Source organism: Pedobacter immunditicola, from assembly GCF_037482985.1.
GTDB classification, from domain to species: domain Bacteria; phylum Bacteroidota; class Bacteroidia; order Sphingobacteriales; family Sphingobacteriaceae; genus Pedobacter; species Pedobacter immunditicola.
This window is the reverse complement of sequence record NZ_JBBHKC010000004.1, coordinates 345469-365758: the sequence shown is the minus strand read 5'-3', so window position 1 is coordinate 365758 and position 20290 is coordinate 345469. Positions and strand designations below refer to the sequence as shown.

The following is a 20290-nucleotide window of genomic DNA, read 5'->3' as shown; positions in this document are numbered from 1 at the left end:
ATTTCAATTTATTTCCCGATAAACAAAGGCTTTCTCTTTTCCAGAAATGCAGCAACACCTTCTTTGAAATCTTCCGTATTAAAACACTTACCGAATTCCACGATCTCCAGTTGGAATCCATCTACTTCCGAGTTTACGGCTGCATTGACAGCGTTAATCGCACTGGCAACAGCCAAGGGTGCCCTTAATTTAATTTTTTCCAGAATTTCAATTGCCTTAGCCGTTAATGCTGATGCTTCTACGACGTGGTTGACCAGGCCAATTTCCTTCGCTCTTTCTGCAGTAATCATGTCGGCAGTCGCAATCATTTCAATTGCATGTCCCTTCCCTACCAGACGTGTCAGTCTTTGGGTACCTCCATAGCCCGGAATAAGACCCAAGGATACTTCCGGTAAGCCTAACCTGGCCTGTACGGCGGCTATCCTGATATGACAGGCCATGGCAAGTTCCAACCCTCCGCCAAGGGCAAAGCCGTTAATGGCGGCAACAACAGGTTTAGGGCAATTTTCAATAGCATCAAAAACCGTTGACTGCCCGTTTAGGGCTAGCTCTTCACCCTGAATGGAATTAAAGCTCGAAAACTCGGAAATGTCTGCCCCCGCTACAAAGGCCTTTTCTCCCGCACCGGTAAGCAAAACACCCCTGACATGATCATTTGTGCCTGCATCAGCAATAGCTTCAGCCAATTCAGCAAGGGTTTCCTTATTCAGGGCATTTAATTTATGCTCACGGTTAATGGTCAGGAACAAAATCTGGTCTTTAACTTCTGCTAAAATATTTTTATATGTCATCATTAAAATTTTCTATTGTTAACTGTCCAGTTTCTAATGTATTCCACAACGGACGCCATAGTGGTACCAGGCGCAAACAATTCACCAACACCCATCTCCTTTAATTTTACCATATCTCCATCAGGAATGATGCCACCGCCTGTCAACAAGACATTATCAAGGCCCTTTTGTTTCATCATATCAATGATCTTAGGAAACACCGTCATATGGGCCCCCGAGAGGATGGAGATCCCAATGGCATCAACATCCTCCTGCAGGGCCGTGTTCACCACCATTTCGGGCGTTTGCCTTAAGCCGGTGTAGATCACTTCCATGCCTGCATCCCTCAGAGACGTAGCAATAACCTTAGCCCCCCGGTCATGCCCGTCCAGCCCAACCTTGGCCACTAAAACACGTATTGGTCTGTTAAATGTGTTGCTCATATATATGGTAATTGTAATGAGTAAAAGTAAGTAAATTAGCGGTTTTATGTTAACTTTGACGACTAATTTACAGTTTTTATGAGTGAGGAAAGATCATTGAACTTTATTGAAGAGATCATTGAAAACGATTTAAAAAGCGGAAAATATACAACTTTAGTGACGCGTTTTCCCCCTGAGCCAAACGGATACCTGCACATTGGTCATGCCAAGGCGATATGCCTGAACTTTGGGCTGACTCAAAAGTATGGTGGCTACACCAACCTGAGATTTGACGATACCAATCCGGTTACGGAAAAAACAGAATATGTTGACAGTCAGCAGGAAGACATTAAATGGCTTGGCTTTCAATGGAAAAATGAGTTGTATACCTCTGATTATTTCGACACGCTTTATGATTTTGCTGTAAAGCTGATCAACAAGGGATTGGCTTACGTGGACCACAGCACGGCAGAAGAAATCGCACAATTAAAAGGTACACCAACAGAACCAGGCAAAGACAGCGCTTTCCGTTCCCGCAGCATTGAAGAAAACCTTGACCTTTTTAGCCGCATGAAAAATGGCGAGTTTGAAGATGGTGCATGCACGCTTCGTGCAAAGATAGACATGAACAGCCCTAATATGCTGATGCGTGACCCTATTATTTACAGAATCAAACATGCCGAACACCACCGTACCGGAAATAAATGGTGCATCTACCCGATGTATGATTTTGCTCATGGTCAGAGTGACAGCATTGAAGAAATTACCCATTCCATATGTACCCTTGAATATGTTTCCCACCGTGAACTGTATGATTGGCTTATTGAAAAACTAGAGATATATCCATCCAAACAATATGAGTTTGCTCGTTTAAATATCACCTATACGGTAATGAGCAAACGTAAGTTACTGCAATTGGTTAATGAAGGAATTGTGCAGTCATGGGATGACCCCCGCATGCCAACGATCAGTGGATTAAAAAGAAGGGGTTATACGCCTGAAAGCATCCGTGAATTTTGCGATAGGATTGGCATAGCAAAAAGAGAAAACCTTATTGAGCTGAGCCTTTTGGAATTTTGCATCAGGGAACACCTGAATAAAACAGCCAACCGGGTGATGGCCGTGATGGACCCTATAAAAATGGTGATCACCAATTATCCCGCAGACCAGACCGAGATCCTGATCGGCGAAAACAACCCTGAGGCGGAAGATAAAGGCGGCCACAGGGAAATCCCTTTCAGCAACGAGCTTTGGATTGAACGTGAAGATTTCATGGAAGAGCCTGCAAAGAAATGGTTTAGACTGGCGCCTGGTGCCATGGTTCGCTTAAAATTCGCTTACATAGTTAAATGTGAAGATTTTGTGAAAGATGAAAATGGTAACGTGACAGAAATTCATTGTACCTACCTGCCGGAGTCAAAAAGTGGCGAGGATACCAGTGGGGTCAACGTAAAAGGTACGATTCACTGGGTGAGTAAAGCACAGGCTAAAACCGCGGAAATAAGGGTCTACGATCGCTTGTTCAGCGTCGAAGCTCCTGACAGCGAAGAAGGTGATTTTAAGGATTACCTGAATCCCAACAGCATGGAAGTGATCAAAACTGCCTATATAGAGCCTTATCTTGCCAATGCAACGGCAGCAGAAAGATACCAGTTTATCCGTAAAGGTTATTATTGCCTGGACAAAGATTCAACACCAGAACAATTGATCTTCAACCGTACAGTGGGACTTAAAGACGCTTGGGCAAAAGCCAAGAAATAGCAACGGGATAGTATGATATGTAAAAATGTCGTCCTTTAGTTTGCTTATGCAAAGCTAAAGGACGACATTTTTCAACATAAGGTATGATACAACCTTATAAATATTTAAAGTATAAATTATACAAGATCAACTTATCAGCCGGGGTAAGTTTAGGTGTGATATCTGTTTGCACAAAATGCCTTTTAAAAGCGGTAATTGCTGCACCCACATTCCGGATGTCATAACCAATTACGCGTAGGGCCAACTCTGCATTGAAATCAACCGGCGGCATTTTCAATATATCATCATACCATAGTCCATAGCCTTTTTTGGCAAGCACTTTCCATGGGAAATTGCTTGGATCGGGCTTACGGGTAGGCGCTATATCTGCATGACCGATGAAATTATGCGTCGGGATGTTGTATCTTTTCTTTAGTGTGCCAAGCAAGGCACATAAGCTGTTGATCTGTGCATCAGAATAAGGCTCACTCCCGTTGTTATCCATTTCAATACCAATCGATGACGAATTCAAATCCGTATCGTTGCCCCAACGACCTATACCAGCATGGTTAGCTCTTAAATAATCATTCAGCATTTGTACTACCCTTCCATCACGACTCACCACATAATGCGCACTAACCTGTGTCCTTGTCAAGATGAAAGTCTTAACCGTTTGGTCCAGGGAGTTCTGTGCAGTATGGTGTATGATCACGTAATTCGGCTTGCGGATACCGAAGTTAACCGTCCCAATAAAAGATTGCTGGTCCTCCACAAGAGAATCTATCTTTTGGTTTTCTGGAGGCATTGTCCGGATCGTAGTGGCAAAAGTTTTGACTTTCTCTTTATAGACTTTATTACTCGCAGCATATTTTCCGGTGGAGCATGCGCTGAAAGCTATTGCAGCAATTCCAAACAGAAAAGCCTTTAAGGGTAATTTTTTAACTCGTATCATAAACTTTTAATCAAACCGTGAAATTAGCTATTTTTTACTATTTTGTAGCATTCTTCCGGTTTGAAGGTCATAAGTTTGTACTTACGATGGCTTCATAGTCGCTAAAAACAATATATACTAATGAAATACACATATACCGTAACACGCCTGTTTTTTGGTTGTGCATTAATTGCAGGCCTAGCTTCCTGCGGCAGTAACAATGGAGAAGACACAGCAGAAACAGCAAGCACAAGCATGCAAAGGGACAGCTTAAAAGATTATGTGGACAGCAGGATCAATATTTACGAAACTGTTAAGCTCACCACTAATTTAAATGAACTTACCGTCAATGAACGTAAAATTCTCCCTTTGTTGATCCAGGCGGCAAAAATAATGGATGATTTGTTCTGGAAACAGGCTTATCCGCAGCGGGACAGTCTTTTAGGTGGACTGAAGGATGAAAATGCCCGGGCATTTGTAAGAATAAATTATGGCCCTTGGGACAGGCTAAACGGGGATAAGCCCTTTATCACAGGGATTGGTCCAAAACCTGCCGGCGCTGCTTTTTATCCGGAAGATATGTCCAAAGAAGAGTTTGAAAAATCAAATTTAAAAGACAAATTCAATCCTTATTCTATTGTAAGGAGGGACTCTACAGGCAATTTAATCCTTATTCCTTACCATGTTCTTTATGCTACAGAACTACAAAAGGCTTCCAGCTTACTGAAACAAGCAGCCTTGCTTGCCGAGGACCCTGCCTTTAAAAAGTATTTAAACTTAAGGTCTGATGCATTGGTTACCGATAAATACACGGCCAGTGATAACGCATGGCTGGACATGAAGAACAATGTTCTTGATATTATTATCGGTCCGATTGAGAATTATGAGGACAAGCTGTTTAATGCAAGGACTTCATATGAAGGTTATGTACTAGTTAAGGACAAAGCCTGGAGTAAACGCCTGGAAAAGTATGTAAGTATGCTTCCTTCGCTGCAAAAAGGACTTCCTGTACCTGCTAAATATAAAAGCGAAATGCCGGGCACAGACAGCGAGCTCAATGCTTATGATGTGGTCTACTATGCCGGCGACTGTAATGCCGGTTCTAAAACCATCGCAGTTAACCTGCCGAATGATGAGGTGATCCAGCAAAAGAAGGGCACCCGTCGCTCGCAGCTTAAAAATGCCATGAAAGCCAAGTTTGATAAAATACTTGTACCTATTTCACAAGAGCTTATTGAAAAGGAGCAACAACAATACATTAAATTTGATGCCTTTTTCGCCAATGTCATGTTTCATGAAGTGGCCCATGGATTAGGGATCAAGAAAACCATCACCGGGAAAGGCTTTGTTAAAGAAGCACTTAAAGAACAATATTCCTGGCTTGAAGAAGGAAAAGCAGATGTATTAGGCCTTTATATGGTTACCGACCTCCTGAAGAAAGGGGAGTTAACCGGCGATATCAAGGAATATTACACCACCTTCATGGCAGGTATCCTACGCTCGGTTCGCTTTGGGGCAGCCAGTGCACACGGTAAGGCCAATATGCAATGTTTTAACTTCTTTAAAGAAAAAGGCGCTTTCATTAGAACGGATGCGGGAACCTACAAAGTAGATTATGATAAGTTTGCTGTAGCCATGAACGAACTAAGCAACCTCATTATCACCTTACAGGGTAATGGAGATTATAACGCGGTGGTGAAAGTACAACAAGAGAACGCTGTTATTCCTGCAGCGCTTCAAAAAGACCTCGACAGGTTAAGCAGCAAAGGCATCCCTGTTGATATTGTTTTTGAACAGGGTGCTGACGTTTTAGGCGTCAAATAAGGTTAAATAGCGTTTAACAATAGTATTAAAGCAGGTGTTTACTTACCATAGCCTCCAGTTCAAGGATATCAAATGGCTTGGAGAGGTAACCATCTGCTCCTGCCTGTTCAGCCAGGGACTTCACGTCATTATTGGCAGAGAAATAGATCACAGGGATATGTTTTAAATCTTCGTTATTTTTAAGTGCTTTGGTCGCATCGATACCACCTACATCCGGAAGCCAGTTATCCATGAAAATAATATCAGGTGTATAAGCATTAACCTGGCTTATGATATCATTGGAAGTTGAAGACGTTTTAATTTCATACCCCGCATCCTCTAAAATTATGGTGCATAATTCAAGTATATCGGTATTATCATCGAAAATAAACACTTTCTTCATAGGGTATTAATTAGGGTTTTGACAACAAATTTATAAATTCTGCCATATCTTCAGCATTTAAAATAAAATCAGGTTCAACATGCAATATAGCCTGCGCTGGCATAAAGGCGACCTGGGCATTCTCCGGGTTTTGAATAAGCACCTTGCCTCCATATCGTTTTACGGTTTTTAAGCCATTCACGCCATCTGCATTGGAGCCTGAAAGCAACAGGCAAGCGAGCCGATCTTTGTAAACTTCTGCACCAGTTTGAAAGGTAGCATCTATCGCCGGCCGGGAAAAGTTAATTTTCTCCGAGTAATCCAATGATATGGTATGATCAAGTTCCACTAGCAGGTGATAATCAGAGGGCGCAATATAAATAGTTCCCGGCACAACTTTTTCCTTTTCTTCAGCTTCCTTCACCCTCAAGCGTGTACGCCCCGATAATAACTCCGGCAGCAGCGAATCTGAGCCCGTTTTACGGTGAATGACAATAATGATGGGGAAGCTGAGCTGCGTATCAATAGCAGGCAGCATCTTTAGCAGTACATCTAAACTACCGGCAGAACCACCAATTATTAAAGCTTCACATTTCGACATATTAACATATTAAACAATTTTGCGCCAGATTTTATCTCCCGGCAATCTTTTATATTTTTTTACTATCTGCGAAAAATCTATGGTTTCCTTTGTACCCAATGCCATATATCCAAGTTCTTCCAGGCTGTCATCAAACAATTCCAACACCTTATACTGTAAATCCCGGTCAAAATAAATTAACACATTTCTGCATAAAATAAGTTGAAACTCATTGAAAGAATTATCTGAAACCAGGTTATGTGTAGAAAAGATCATTTTACTTCTCAGTTCATCGTCAAACTTGGCAAGGGAGTACTTCGCTGTATAATACGTGGAAAAATCCTGGGTCCCTCCTGAGGCGATGTAGTTTTCAGAGTATTGTTTCATATAACTTAAGGGAAACATACCCAAACTTGCCTTCTCTAAAACCGCAGGATTTAAATCAGTAGCATATATCAAAGACTTGCCCAGCAAATTAAGCTCTTTCAATAAAATGCTAATAGAATAAGCCTCTTCACCGGTAGAGCAGCCAGCTATCCATATCCTGATAAAAGGATAAGTCCCCAGCCGCGGTAGAACTTCCTCCCTTAGTGTTTTAAAGAAGCCAGGATCTCTGAACATCTCTGTCACATTAACGGTAATTTGTTCCACAAACCGTTTAAAATAAAAACCATCGTTCAGAATTTTATACCTGAACTCCGTAAATCCTGGAATTTTGTCCAGGCCGTACAAGCGGGTGACCCTTCTTTTAAGAGATGCCCTTGAATAACCGGTAAAATCATAGCCATAATTCTCCAGCAGGTCTGCTAATAAGACCTCAATCTGTTCATTGCTGATTACCTGCGTCTCCAACCTTGATTAAATGTATTGCGTTAGTAATTCCATGAGCTTATCTACATTTATAGGCTTAGAAACATAGCCCTGAGCCCCTGCCTCAAGACAGCGTTCGCGGTCACCAACCATAGCCTGTGCAGTTACAGCAATCACGGGTATATCCTTAAAAGCCGGGGTTTCTTTCATTTTAGCAATAGCCTCATAACCATCCATACCCGGCATCATCATATCCATCAACACCACCGCAATTTCGGGGTGCTGTTTCAATAGCTGAAAACCTTCTTCGGCGAAAGGAGCCGATAAACACTGATACCCCTTAGCCTTTAGCACTGCCCTTAAAGCAAAGATATTACGGTTATCATCATCTACAATTAATATCTTCTTCGTATCACCCATAAATTAAACAAGGTCTTATTTTTATACTTTATCATATAACCATACACGCAGCAACGAAATGAGCTGGTCAATATCTACAGGTTTGGAGATATAGTCCGAAGCTCCCGCAGCGATGCATTTTTCTCTGTCGCCCATCATGGCCTTGGCTGTAACAGCCAGCACCGGTAAATTCTTATAGGCAGGAATTCTTCTGATCTCTTTTGTGCTTTCATAGCCGTCCATCTCCGGCATCATCATATCCATTAAAACAATATCCACCAATGGATTTTCTTTCAGGATCTGTAAAGCCTCCTTCCCATCAGTGGCAGCCAGCACCTTCATTTGGTGCATCTCCAAAGCTTTGGTTAGTGAGAAGATGTTACGAACATCATCATCAGCAATCAAAACCGTTTTATTGTTCAGCACCTCATATAAGCCCCCAAGCTTTTCAGTTAAAGGCTTCCGGGTGTTGACATCTTCCTTTGCTTCCACCAGGTGCAGAAAAAGTCCCGCTTCATCTAATATCCGCTGGTAGGAATGCGCGGTTTTTACAACAATGGAATCAGCGTATTGTTTGATCCTTGTTTCTTCCCCTTTAGAGAGGTTCTTGCCGGTAAATATAATGATCGGAATGTTCTCCAGTCCCTCGCTTTTTTTAATGGTTTCCAGCGTCTCATATGCGTTTTTATCCGGGATACCCATATCAAGGATCACACAGTCCACCTCGCGCTGCTTCAAGGCGTCAATACTTTGCAGCACATTATTGACCACCTGGGTCTGTATGTTATAATTACTCAGGAAATAACTTAAAGCCTCGGCATGCTGCCTGTTCTCTTCCACAATCAGCACCTTTTTGGGATGTTTGCTTAAGGCATGTTCCAATTTCTGGAAGATCTGCTTCATGTGCTCCAGGGCCACCGGCTTATTAATAAAATCTACGGCCCCTTTGAGCAGGCTTTCTCTTTTGACTTCCAGTGATGACATGATATGCACAGGAATAGACCTTGTTAAAGGGTTTGCCTTAAGTTCTTCCATCACCTGCCAGCCATCTTTAACCGGAAGCTGAATATCCAGTAAAATAGCCAGTGGCCGGAAATAATTAGCCATTTCAATACCTACATCACCCCTTACAGCCACAATCCCCTTATAGTTACGTTTACGGGTGAAATTGAGCAGCGTTTTAGCAAAAGCGGTATCGTCTTCAATAATCAAAATCACCCTGTCACTAGGCAAGATCTCGTGCCTGTCGTCTTCCAGTTCCTGAGGGATTTTATCTACTGTAAACCGCTCAGGAAGAATTTCCGGAATGGTTTCTATATAGGAAGGTTTGGTGATATAGGGAACTACCGCCTTATTTGTTTCATGGTTATTGCCTGATAACGATAAGGCAAAAGTAAACTCACTGCCCACATCCTCTTTACTGGTCAATGCAATTTCCCCCCCAAGAAGCTTAGCGAGTTCCCTGCTGATGGAAAGCCCCAGTCCGGTGCCTCCAAAACGACGTTTAGTGGAGCCATCTGCCTGTTGAAAGGCCTCAAAAACAAGGCTTTGCTTGTCTTTAGGAATCCCGATCCCCGTATCGGTAACTTTAAAAAACACGACTTCCTTTTCGTCGTCTTTGGTAATGGTCAGTGCCACCTTACCCTGGGATGTAAATTTTATCGCGTTGGAAAGCAGGTTTTTAAGAATCTGTTCCAACCTCATTTTATCTGTATGCACTTTATTTATGCCCGGCTCCATATCGACCACCAATTCCAGGTTTTTATTCTTTGCCAAAGGCATAAATAATGATCGCAGATCCGTAGCAATTTCCGGAAGGCTGACATCTTCGAACTCCAGTTTCATCTTGCCGGCCTCAATTTTCGAAAGATCAAGAATCTCGTCAATTAAGCCCAATAACCCTTGTCCGGAGCTTTGTATCACCTCTGCATATTCAATATATTCATGGTCAAGGTCTTTATTTTCAGACATGAGTTTAGACAGCAACAAGATGGAATTCAAAGGGGTACGCAATTCATGCGACATATTGGCCAGGAATTCGGATTTGTACCTGGTACTTTGTTCCAGCTGGTGGGCTTTTTCCTGTATTTGTATATTACGTTCCTGGATCAGCTGATTTCTTTCTTCCAGCAAGCTCGTTCTTTCTTCCAGTTCCTGGTTACTTTGCAGCAATTCTTCCTGCTGCACCCGCAATTCCTCTTCAGAAGTTTGTATTTTTTGCGCCTGAACTTCGAGTTCAGCATTCAGCCCTTCCAGTTCGCTTTGCTGTGCTTGCAGCTCTTCGGTCTGTGCCTGCGTTTCTTCTAAAAAGTCCTGTAATCTTTTCCTGTTTTGAGCAACATGAATAGCTATGCCAATATTTTGCCCTATATTCTTGAAATACTCCAGATGTAAGGGCGTGTAAATGTTCAGCATGCCCAACTCCATCACACCAACCAACATGGTATCCCTGATGATAGGAACCACAACGATATTTTTTGGCCTCGTTTGGCCTGATACATAGCTAACGGTAAGTTCAGCATCGGGAATATCATTCAGCAAGATTTGTTTACCCGATAAAGCAGCCTGCCCCACAATGCCTTCGCCAATTTGCAGCACTTCTTTAATGTGCTCTTTGTCGAGCGCATAACCTGCTCTTAGCACAAGATCCTTGTTCTCCAGTAAATAGATGGCTCCAACATGGCTTCCGGTGCGTTCAATATTGAAAGCAAGTATTTCTGTTGCCAGTTCATCAACACTCTTCTCCCCAACCATCTTGTCGTTTAAACCTGCAATACTGGCCTGCAGCCATTCTTTATCCGCCAATAACGAAAAAGAATATTGAAGCGACTCGGCCATGGCATTTAAATGAGCCGCAAGGCTCCCCAGGTTATCCTTTTCCTGCTGATCCAACCTGATCTGGTAATTTCCTTTCGAAATTTGGCTTGCAAGCTCCTGGATCACCTGGATCCGCGAATCCATCTCCTCATTTTTTTCCTGCAGCTCCAGCTGAAGCTTCATACGTTCTGTGAAATCTGAAGATACTTTGCGGTAAAAGAACAAGGTGATCATGACGGCAAGAAAAGCCGCCAGCAGAATGAGGTTAGGTGTATAACCTGCCATTCGGTTTAAGTCATCAGTTTGTTGAGTCAACAACCGCTTTTCCTCATTCTTCATGGTTTCTATCAATGCCCTGGACTGGTCCATTGATTCTTTACCGAGCAAAAGCTGATTGACAGTAACATTACCACCCCGACGCTTGATCATTAAATTATTATCAAGCGTATTTAACCTACCCTTGATGATTTCGTCAAGTTGCTTAATATTCGTCTGGTAGATGCTGTTGCCCTGCGTTCTGGCAGCAACTTCATTCAGTCTGGTAATGGCCCTTTGCCTTGCACCGGAATAGGGTTCCAAAAAAACATCCTCACCAGTGAGCAAAAAGCCCCTTTGACCTGTTTCTGCATCTTTCACCGCAGCAATTATATCATCTAATTTGGAAATAATTTCATTGCTCCTGGCAACGAGATCAGAACTTTTAATCAGGTTGTTGATGCTAACCCATGACGCCAGAGAACTCGTGAAAAGGACCAACAAGGATAGCCCTAAACCCATTCTAAGGTTGTTCTTCATGCTTCTACTTTTCTGCATATGACTTAATTATTGTTTTCGGGACCGGCCAATAGAGGCAGGTAAAAATAGAACTCAGATCCCTCACCGATTTTACTTTTGACACCAATTTCACCACCATGCCTTTGAATAATCTCCGCTGAAATATATAGCCCTATCCCTAATCCCTGGAATTGTATAGCGGTTTCTTCTACCCTAAAGAACTTCTCGAACACATTTTTCTGCTGGCATTCATCTATGCCAATTCCATAATCCCTCACGCCCACATAAATCCGCTCCTCTTCCCTGCGTAAGTTGATCGTGATTTCTTGAGTGCCTGGAGAATATTTAATGGCGTTGGTTAAAAAGTTGATGATTACCTGCTCAATGCGCGTTTCATCCCCATAAACAGGAAGGAGTATTGAACCGTTTTTAATGATTTTAAAATCAGGATTAGACTGCTGTATGATTTCCATCACATTGTCCAGCAGCTCATCTATGAAAAAGTTTTTCTGGTTAAACTCTAGCTTTCCACTCTCCACTTTAGAAATATCAAGGAGGTCGGCAATCAGGTCGTTTAACTTCTCAAGTTGTACCTGGGCTTTTTGCAAATGCCGCTTCACTGTAGGCAGATCGCCTTTATCTATACTTCGTTCCAGTAATTGCACATAGCCCTTTACACTGGTTAAAGGGGTTTTTAACTCATGACTGGCAATACTGATAAACTCATCTTTTTTGTTTTCCGCCTTTTTCCGGATTTCTATTTCATGCAAAAGGGCCTTCTGTACATCGATCAGTTTACGGCTTTGCTCATAGATCCGGTAAAAAGTTTTCACTTTAAGTAGTAAAATCCCCATATCCACGGGCTTGGTGATATAATCAAGACCACCGGAAGAATACCCCTTGGTGATGAAACTTAATTCAGTATTTACCGCAGACAGAAATATGATGGCCGTTTCCCTGGCTTTACTATAACCAGAGATGGCCTCCGCCACCTCAAAGCCATCCATGCCAGGCATTTGAACGTCAAGGATGATTAATACATATTCATTTTTAAGAACCTTTTTAAGCGCCTCTTCTCCAGAGGAGGCGGTATCAACTTCAAAATTATGTGCTTCAAGAACTTTCTTTAGTGAAATCAGGTTTTCGGGAGTGTCATCTACAATTAGGATCATTATTCTTTTAAGCAGGTAAAAATTAATTGTCTTATAGTTCGCTGGAATTAAAGGTATCTCCTTGTTTCATATCACCGGTTTCAAAGCCTTTCTTGAACCAGTGCATGCGTTGAGCAGAGGTACCGTGCGTAAATGCATCGGGCACAACCTCTCCCTGTGTTTGTTGCTGCAGCTTATCATCGCCTATGGCATTGGCAGCATTCAGGGCTTCCTCAATATCACCTTCTTCCAATTTGAAATCTTTCAGGTTTTGTGCATCATGTGCCCATACACCGGCAAAGAAATCTGCCTGAAGCTCCAGCTTTACGGAAAGTTTATTGTATTCTTTCTCGCTCAGCTGACTTCGGTAACGGTCCATTTTTTCAGTAATACCCAAAAGGTTCTGTACATGGTGCCCCACCTCATGCGCTATGACATAAGCCTGTGCAAAATCGCCGGCTGCACCAAACCTGTTCTTTAGCTCCTGATAAAAACTAAGGTCGATGTAGACCTTGTTGTCACCGGGGCAGTAAAAAGGTCCTACAGCAGCGCTGGCACTGCCGCAGGCAGACTGCACATTACCTTCGAATAACACCAGCACAGGTTTTTCGTAGGTACTGTTCATGGCCTGAAATTGCTTCTCCCAAACCTGGTTAGAAGATTCCAGTACGCCATCCACAAATCTGCCAGCTTCATCCGTCGGACTACCCGTCTGCACTTCCTGTTGATTAGCCGCAGGCATTTGTCCGACAAGTCCGGTGAGGTCTTTCCCAAAAAGGAGACCCAGAATCACGACAATAATACCCACACCGCCACCAAGGGCTTTACCGCCACTCATGCCTCTTCTGTCTTCTATATTACCACTTCCTTTACCGAACCATTGCATAATGATTATTAATTAAATGTTAAAATCGCTTCATTTATTCTTTTGGTAGTTTCTTCAGCACCCAATAATTGTGTGATATCAAAAACACCCGGGCCAAATTTTCCACCGACAAGCATGATCCTGAAAGGTAACATCAATTCACCAGGTTTAAGCTGATGAGATTGTGCCAAAGCTTTAAATTGCTCTTCCAGTTCTGCTGCCGACAAACCGTCATTCAAAACCGGAATAAAAGCCTTAAAAAACGCAGCCTTTTGTTCATTCCACTTTGGCTTTACTGCTGCCAGGTCATACTCCTTTGGAGAAACAAAAAAGTAAGCACTTTGTGTGATAAAATCTGTTATTAAATTGCAACGATCTTTTACTAAATCTATTACTTTTTCTAAATTGGTATGTTGATCAAATTCTATGCCTTTATCTGCGAATAGTTCTTTCACGTAGGGCGTTAAAGCGGCGGCTGTAGAATTCTTGATCCATTCATGGTTATACCATTTTGCTTTCTCGAAATCAAACTTAGCACCGGCCTTACTGATTCTTTCCACAGAGAAACTGCTGATCAATTCTTCCATGGTAAAAATTTCCTTATCTGTACCATCATTCCAGCCCAGCATAGCCAATAAATTCACAAAAGCTTCAGGGATGAAACCCAGCTCCTTGAAACCATGGGTCAAATCGCCGGTTTTAGGGTCAGTCCAGTTTTGTGCATAAACTGGGAAACCCAAACGGTCGCCATCACGTTTACTCAGTTTGCCATTGCCATCCGGTTTTAATATCAATGGCAAATGCACCCAATGCGGCATTTCATCTTCCCAGCCTAAATAACGCCACAACAGGATGTGAATCGGTGCCGAAGGCAGCCACTCTTCGCCCCTGAAAATGTGACTGATTTCCATGGCATGGTCATCAGCAACTACTGCTAAATGATAAGTAGGCATTCCATCTGCTTTTAACAAGACTTTATCATCCACCAGGTTGGTATCAAAAGCAACATGGCCCCTGATCATGTCGATGAAAGAAACCTGCTCATTTTCAGGAATTTTTATGCGGACAACATAAGGAGTGTTATTTTCTAATAGTGATGCAACTTCTGCAGCAGGCAAAGTAAGTGAATTGCGCATTTGCAGTCTGCTCGCTTGCCCGTATAAAAAATTAGGTTGTTCTTTACGCTTAGCATCCAGCTCTTCAGGCGTATCAAAGGCGTAGTAAGCATACCCGTCCGCTATAAGCTGATCTGCATATTGCCTGTAAGTCGCCTTGCGCTCACTTTGACGGTAAGGACCGAAATCCCCCCCTTTCTGCGGACTTTCATCGGGCGAAAGGCCGCACCATTCCAAACAGGAGACAATATATTCTTCAGCACCCGGTACAAACCGGGTCTGATCTGTATCTTCTACCCTTAAAATAAAAGTGCCGTTGTGTTGTTTGGCAAATAAATAGTTGAACAGCGCAGTGCGCACACCCCCTAAATGTAGCCCACCAGTGGGACTTGGAGCAAACCTTACTCTTACTTTCTTTTCCATAATCTTGTTACAAATATATATTTTTTACAGGGTTACCGTTCTATTGATGCGTTATTGAATGGTATTTAGTAATTTGGCGGAACATATATATGAACCCTTACGAAAAAAAACGTCGCTGGAAATTATTCTTACTTGTTTTCGCAATGGTCATTGGTACCGCATCTGTATTTTACACCGACTTCTTTGTTAAAAAGATGGAAAAGGAAGAACGCATTCAGTTTGAACTTTGGGTAAAAGGAACCGAAAAGTCTTCACAGATCTTTGATGATGCGTTGTATCAGGATGTCCTGAATATGATTACAGTAAGTAGTACTGTACCGGTAATTTTAACGGATACCACCGGTACTGTTATTCAAACTTACCTGCGTCTGGACAGCACAAAAACCAATTACGAGAACGCGACTTCCAAAGCAACCTACGATCCTGCATACTTTCAACGGGAACTCAGGCGGATGAAAAAGCAGCATGACCCCTTGCCTATTAACTATATGGGCACACAAATGCTGGTTTACTATAAAGATTCATCCACCCTCACCCAACTCCGTTACTTCCCTTATATCCAGCTGGGTGTGATTGCCCTGTTCCTGATTACTGCCTATGTTGCTTTCAGCTCGGCGCGTAAATCTGAACAGGACCAGGTATGGGTAGGTATGGCCAAAGAAACGGCCCACCAGCTCGGCACCCCTATTTCTTCTTTAATGGCCTGGGTAGAACTCATGAAATCACGGTTTAATGCCGAAGATGATCCCTTGATTGCAGAAATGGAGAACGACATCAAAAGACTGGAGGTCATCACCGATCGCTTTTCAAAAATAGGATCTAAACCAGTACTGGAAGATCATGTGGTTTTTTTAGTGATCAATAATTTCATAAATTACTTTAAAGTAAGGACCTCAGATAAAATTATCTTTAATATTACTGGGGATGAACAGGTAAGAGCCATGCTCAATGTGCCCTTGTTTGACTGGGTAATTGAGAATCTCTTGAAAAATGCGGCCAATGCCATCTCCAATGAGGGGAGCATCACCGTAAATATCATTGAGAACCTGGCGAAGGAAGAAGTCTTTATAGATGTCACAGATACCGGAAAAGGAATACAGCGGTCGAAGTTTGATGCGGTGTTCCAGCCGGGTTATACGACCAGGAAAAGAGGCTGGGGCCTGGGTTTATCCCTTACCCGCCGTATTGTTGAAAATTACCATAGCGGCGAGATATTTGTTAAGGATTCAGAATTAGGGAGGGGTACAACCTTCCGTATTATTTTAAAAAGCAGTATCACTTATGAACCGACCACAACCTAACGAGTACCCTAACTGGGGCGGGCAATACATCGATCTCGTGGAAGAAGAGGATGTTATTGCGGTATTGGAACGACAAGCACTGGAGTTCCCTCAATTTCTGGAGAATTTTATTGAAAAGGCTGATTATGCCTATGCACCGGGAAAATGGACCATCAAAGAACTGGTAGGGCATATCATTGACACCGAGCGGATTTTATGTTTCCGCCTGCTTTCTTTTGCCAGGGGCGAAAGCAGCGGTCTTCCGGGTTTTGAAGAGGATGATTATGTGAAAACAGCACATTTCGCTGAGCGAAGCCTCTTGAGTTTTGAGGATGAGTTTACCCTGTTGCGCAAAGCAAATTTATACCTTTTCAAGTCTTTGGACGAAGCCGACCTCAACCGCGGTGGATTAGCCTCTTCAAGGTACGTGACCGTGCGTGCACTGCTGTTTATCATTGCCGGGCATATTATACACCATACCCGTATTATTAAAGAACGTTACACATGATCTGGTTCAAGGAATTTACGTTAGATCAAATTAACAATCGCCCTAAAAACCATATCGGCGCATTGCTGGACATCAAATTTACAGCCTTTGGGGATGATTTCATCGAGGGAACTATGCCTGTCGACGAAAGGACCCATCAGCCAGCAGGCATTTTACATGGTGGTGCCTCAGTGGTGCTGGCAGAAACCCTGGGCAGCATCGCTTCCTACCTTTGTGTAGATCCTGAAAAGTATATCGCCGTGGGACAAGAAGTGAATGCCAATCATTTGCGCCCTGTTAAAAATGGTTTAGTGACAGGCGTTTGCAAAGCCATCCATATCGGATCGAAGACGCATGTATGGGAAATTAAAATTTATACAGATAAAGGAAAGTTGAGCTGCATAAGTCGTTTAACGGTGGCGGTTCTGCCTAAACCCTTATAAGATCCTATTTTTTGACAGAAATATTTTTGAATCCCCTGTAACCTGTTTTAAAAAAGCGTCGTCATACCGGTTATAAAAATAATTAACCGCTTAATTAACAATTAAAACACAAGAAAATGGGACCGGAAATAGTATTTATCTTTTTAATTATCTGTGCTACAGCGATGGTATTTGGCATCCGCTACATGGTGAACAAAGAAAAAATGGCCATGATAGAACGTGGCATCGATCCAGGTATTCCAAAAATGAGGGTAGCAGCACCTAAGCCGTTTTTAAGCTTAAAGTTCGGCCTTTTATTAGTCGGATTAGGTATAGGCCTCCTTATTGCCTTATTTACCACAGTTAACACGCATTTAAGGGAAGAGCAAAGTGTAGCCGTATATTTTGGCTGTTTAAGCATTTTCGGTGGCCTTGGCCTGATCATCTCTTATGCAATTGAGAAAAAATGGCTCGACAAGCAGCCGCAAATTTAAGGCTCGCTTCAATAGGTCAACAAAAACAAGAACCGCGAAACGCTGATTATTGCAGGGCTTTTAGATTTGGGTATACCAATACTTAAAGCGCTCCAATAATTAGGCTAATTTAAAATGAAGCCCCGGCTTTTTTGTTTGTAACGAATTAAGCTTCCTGGAAATGCCGCGCAGTAAGGCCCGCACTTATTTTCCCCATAATTTTTCGCAGGCTTAGGTTATTAAAAATCTCTAAAAATATTACTAAATTACTGTAACCGAAGTTGGGAAACAGGAGTCTTAAAGCAATGCAGCAGCAAACAGACCAGGCTTTAATCACAGCAGTCCTTAACGGGAACAGCGCCGCTTATGCCGAGCTGGTCAACCGCCATAAACGCTTTGTGTTTACGATGGCCATGAAGTTTGCGAAGAACCGGGAAGATGCAGAGGAAATCGCGCAGGACTGTTTTGTGAAGGCCTACCGCTCATTAGGCACCTTTAAAAACACCTCTAAATTCAGCACCTGGCTATATACCATCACCTATACCACGGCCATGTCTTTTTTAAGAAGAAAAAGGATAGCCACCTATTCCATTGATGAGGAGGAGAACCAGCTGCAATTGGAAAACCACATTTCAAGCTACCAGGCCAATGATGTAGAGAAAAAATCTAAATATGCCTACCTCAACCTGGCCATTTCACAGTTGCTTCCTGATGATGCCACCATCATCACGCTTTTCTACCAGTCAGAACAAAGCCTTGATGAAATTGCACAGGTACTGAACATGGAAAGTAATACAGTAAAGGTGAAGTTACACCGGGCGAGGCTCAGGTTAAAAGAAAAATTGGAATATTTGTTAAAAGAAGAAGTAAAGGAGTTGTTATGAAGACTATAGAAGAACAAATCTGGGAATATATTGACGGTGAACTCAGCGGCAAAGATCGGGAGGCTATAGCCAAAAAAATAGCCGATGACAATGCCTATGCAACCGTATATGTAGAAATGCTGGAATTGCACCACTTAATGGCTACAGTTGAACTGGAGGAGCCTTCCATGTCTTTTACCAGGAACACCATGGATAAAGTAAACCTGGAGATGCCCCCCTCGGCTTTAAAAACTAAGGTTGATAAACGCATCATCTATAGCTTAACGGCAATATTCCTGGTGGCCATTGTCTCTGTAAGCTGGTTTGCCATCGCCCACACTAATTTTCCAGCCCTATCCTTGCCATCCTTATCCTTGCCAACCTTTAATTTCAGCATCGATGTGAAACAGTTTGTTAGCCCGCTCACACTGCAAATATTCTTCTTTGTTGATATCTTATTAGCCCTGCTCTATTTGGATCGCTTATACAGGAGCAAAAAAGCCTAAAAACGTAAAAGCCCGGCGATTACATCACCGGGCTTCTACTATCATGTTTTATCTATTTAAATTGTACAGGTAATTCTACAGCTGTTTTATCCCAGCCAATCACAAGGTTGGCACCATTGCTTTGCGGAACAAAAGTCATTGATAAAGCTTCTACCACATTTGGCAATGGCTTTACAGGCACATCAACACGCACAACATCTTTAGCCTGGTCATAAGTATAAGCACCCCATCTGTCGGTTTGTGTGTTAAGAATCAGGGTCCAGCTATCTTTATTAGGAATAGCAAATAAACTGTAGCTTCCAGGTTTAATGGTTTTCTTGCCAATAGTTACTGGTTTGAAAAACTTAATTTCTGTACTTTCATTCGCTCCCAGGCGGTCAACTTTGCCATAAGGAATTAAAGCACCATAAATTTCACGCCCGTTTTTGGAAGGCCTCGAATAGGTGACTTTCATTACCGGCATGGTGTTATCGCCAGCCTTAACCTGCGTTGCTCTTAAAGGGAAATAAGCCACATCTAAAGGGCTCTTATCTACGTTAGCAAATTTAACTTCCTGAGCGTTTACGGCCAGGCCGAAAAAAGCGAACAGAACAAACAAACTTAATTTTTTCATGGGCTTACATTTGTTTTTAAATGGTTTTTGAAGCGATCAAAGGTTTTATTAAGGCTATGCTTTCATCATTTTTAAATCATGCAACTGGCATGCAGACGAGCGGCAACCTAAATATAATTAGTATTTACGTCCTTTTACAATTTTATGCAGGAATAATGCGGAGATGATAAGACCAATGATTCCACCTAACAAGGATTTTCCAAAACTACCTGTTGTGATAGCTGCTGTCAGGATTCCAAAAAACAGGCCTAAAACATAATAAACCCAATCAAAACTTGTGTTATTTTCTTCGTTAATCATTTTATTCAAATTGTTATGTGTCAAAGGTATTGAATTATTTTAAAATTAGAAGTACCGGTAAAGCATTAAGTGACAAATTAGGGTGAGTCCACAGTGAGTCCACCATGAGTGCACAGTCAGTCCACGTGTTGCCGAACAAACCGTGCGCTCACCCTGCACTTACTGCAGGGAGTGCGGACACATGGTAACCTGCCCACGAGTGATCCATATTACTGATCACCCAGGCGCAAAAAAGAAGGCCGCATCACGATCAGTGCTGCGGCCTTCTTTTGAAATCAAAAATGTGGTTGTTTACTGTATTTTGTCTTAACGCATCAACAAAATACAACGGTTTAGTTTGATGAATTTGTTTAACCTTAATGAA

21 protein-coding genes are annotated in these 20290 nt (G+C 42.3%); 8 read left to right on the top strand and 13 right to left on the bottom strand.

The features are described from left to right. Positions 1-8 precede the first annotated feature (8 nt). Both WG905_RS09010 and WG905_RS09005 read right to left on the bottom strand, forming a co-directional pair. On the bottom strand, positions 9-791 hold the full coding sequence (locus WG905_RS09010; RefSeq protein WP_339591472.1) for an enoyl-CoA hydratase/isomerase family protein: 783 nt from the start codon (positions 789-791) through the stop codon (positions 9-11). Between the two features lie 2 nt (positions 792-793). Continuing rightward, entirely contained in the window at positions 794-1213 is a 420-nt protein-coding gene (locus WG905_RS09005) for a cobalamin B12-binding domain-containing protein (protein WP_339591385.1), read from the bottom strand. A gap of 78 nt (positions 1214-1291) precedes the next feature. Between WG905_RS09005 and WG905_RS09000 the strand changes: the two genes are divergently transcribed. Further along, a complete protein-coding gene (locus WG905_RS09000) occupies positions 1292-2953 on the top strand; it encodes a glutamine--tRNA ligase/YqeY domain fusion protein (RefSeq protein WP_339591384.1) in 1662 nt (553 codons plus the stop codon). 94 nt (positions 2954-3047) lie between these two features. Here WG905_RS09000 and WG905_RS08995 read toward each other — a convergent pair whose 3' ends face one another. Beyond that, positions 3048-3884: an N-acetylmuramoyl-L-alanine amidase gene (locus WG905_RS08995; RefSeq protein ID WP_339591383.1), complete on the bottom strand. Its 837-nt coding sequence runs from the start codon at positions 3882-3884 to the stop codon at positions 3048-3050. Between the two features lie 120 nt (positions 3885-4004). Between WG905_RS08995 and WG905_RS08990 the strand changes: the two genes are divergently transcribed. Beyond that, positions 4005-5687: a dipeptidyl-peptidase 3 family protein gene (locus WG905_RS08990; protein ID WP_339591382.1), complete on the top strand. Its 1683-nt coding sequence runs from the start codon at positions 4005-4007 to the stop codon at positions 5685-5687. Between the two features lie 25 nt (positions 5688-5712). Here the strand turns inward: WG905_RS08990 and WG905_RS08985 are convergent, their stop codons facing one another. From WG905_RS08985 to gltX, 8 genes are read right to left on the bottom strand one after another with little or no spacing between them, the layout of a single operon-like run. Continuing rightward, a complete protein-coding gene (locus WG905_RS08985) occupies positions 5713-6069 on the bottom strand; it encodes a response regulator (protein WP_339591381.1) in 357 nt (118 codons plus the stop codon). Between the two features lie 10 nt (positions 6070-6079). Further along, positions 6080-6649, bottom strand: a complete 570-nt coding sequence (locus WG905_RS08980) for a chemotaxis protein CheB (RefSeq protein WP_339591380.1) — start codon at positions 6647-6649, stop codon at positions 6080-6082. Positions 6650-6658: 9 nt separating this feature from the next. Next, a complete protein-coding gene (locus WG905_RS08975) occupies positions 6659-7480 on the bottom strand; it encodes a CheR family methyltransferase (RefSeq protein ID WP_339591379.1) in 822 nt (273 codons plus the stop codon). Between the two features lie 6 nt (positions 7481-7486). Beyond that, positions 7487-7858, bottom strand: a complete 372-nt coding sequence (locus WG905_RS08970; RefSeq protein ID WP_339591378.1) for a response regulator — start codon at positions 7856-7858, stop codon at positions 7487-7489. 21 nt (positions 7859-7879) lie between these two features. Further along, on the bottom strand, positions 7880-11467 hold the full coding sequence (locus WG905_RS08965) for a response regulator (RefSeq protein ID WP_339591377.1): 3588 nt from the start codon (positions 11465-11467) through the stop codon (positions 7880-7882). Between the two features lie 5 nt (positions 11468-11472). Beyond that, positions 11473-12600 (bottom strand): hybrid sensor histidine kinase/response regulator, encoded by a 1128-nt coding sequence (locus tag WG905_RS08960; RefSeq protein ID WP_339591376.1) that lies wholly within the window; start codon positions 12598-12600, stop codon positions 11473-11475. 31 nt (positions 12601-12631) lie between these two features. Continuing rightward, positions 12632-13465, bottom strand: a complete 834-nt coding sequence (ypfJ, locus tag WG905_RS08955) for a KPN_02809 family neutral zinc metallopeptidase (RefSeq protein ID WP_339591375.1) — start codon at positions 13463-13465, stop codon at positions 12632-12634. An 8-nt stretch (positions 13466-13473) separates the two neighbouring features. Then, positions 13474-14982: a glutamate--tRNA ligase gene (gltX, locus tag WG905_RS08950; RefSeq protein ID WP_339591374.1), complete on the bottom strand. Its 1509-nt coding sequence runs from the start codon at positions 14980-14982 to the stop codon at positions 13474-13476. An 89-nt stretch (positions 14983-15071) separates the two neighbouring features. Here gltX and WG905_RS08945 point away from each other — a divergent pair, with 89 nt between their 5' ends. The 6 genes from WG905_RS08945 (at position 15072) to WG905_RS08920 (ending at position 19013) form a co-directional block, all read left to right on the top strand. Next, a complete protein-coding gene (locus WG905_RS08945; protein ID WP_339591373.1) occupies positions 15072-16283 on the top strand; it encodes a sensor histidine kinase in 1212 nt (403 codons plus the stop codon). After that, positions 16264-16770 carry a DinB family protein gene (locus tag WG905_RS08940; protein WP_339591372.1) on the top strand — a complete coding sequence of 169 codons (507 nt, stop codon included), beginning with the start codon at positions 16264-16266 and terminating at the stop codon, positions 16768-16770. The genes WG905_RS08945 and WG905_RS08940 overlap by 20 nt, the downstream gene beginning before the upstream one ends. Then, on the top strand, positions 16767-17192 hold the full coding sequence (locus tag WG905_RS08935) for a hotdog fold thioesterase (protein ID WP_339591371.1): 426 nt from the start codon (positions 16767-16769) through the stop codon (positions 17190-17192). Before WG905_RS08940 ends, WG905_RS08935 begins: the two co-directional genes overlap by 4 nt. Before the next feature lie 116 nt (positions 17193-17308). Next, on the top strand, positions 17309-17665 hold the full coding sequence (locus tag WG905_RS08930; protein WP_339591370.1) for a DUF6249 domain-containing protein: 357 nt from the start codon (positions 17309-17311) through the stop codon (positions 17663-17665). A 284-nt stretch (positions 17666-17949) separates the two neighbouring features. Next, positions 17950-18528, top strand: a complete 579-nt coding sequence (locus WG905_RS08925; protein ID WP_339591369.1) for an RNA polymerase sigma factor — start codon at positions 17950-17952, stop codon at positions 18526-18528. Beyond that, entirely contained in the window at positions 18525-19013 is a 489-nt protein-coding gene (locus WG905_RS08920) for an anti-sigma factor (protein ID WP_339591368.1), read from the top strand. Before WG905_RS08925 ends, WG905_RS08920 begins: the two co-directional genes overlap by 4 nt. Before the next feature lie 52 nt (positions 19014-19065). Here the strand turns inward: WG905_RS08920 and WG905_RS08915 are convergent, their stop codons facing one another. Continuing rightward, positions 19066-19626, bottom strand: a complete 561-nt coding sequence (locus WG905_RS08915) for a DUF2911 domain-containing protein (protein WP_339591367.1) — start codon at positions 19624-19626, stop codon at positions 19066-19068. Positions 19627-19743: 117 nt separating this feature from the next. Then, positions 19744-19926, bottom strand: a complete 183-nt coding sequence (locus WG905_RS08910; RefSeq protein WP_339591366.1) for a hypothetical protein — start codon at positions 19924-19926, stop codon at positions 19744-19746. Between the last annotated feature and the right edge of the window lie 364 nt (positions 19927-20290).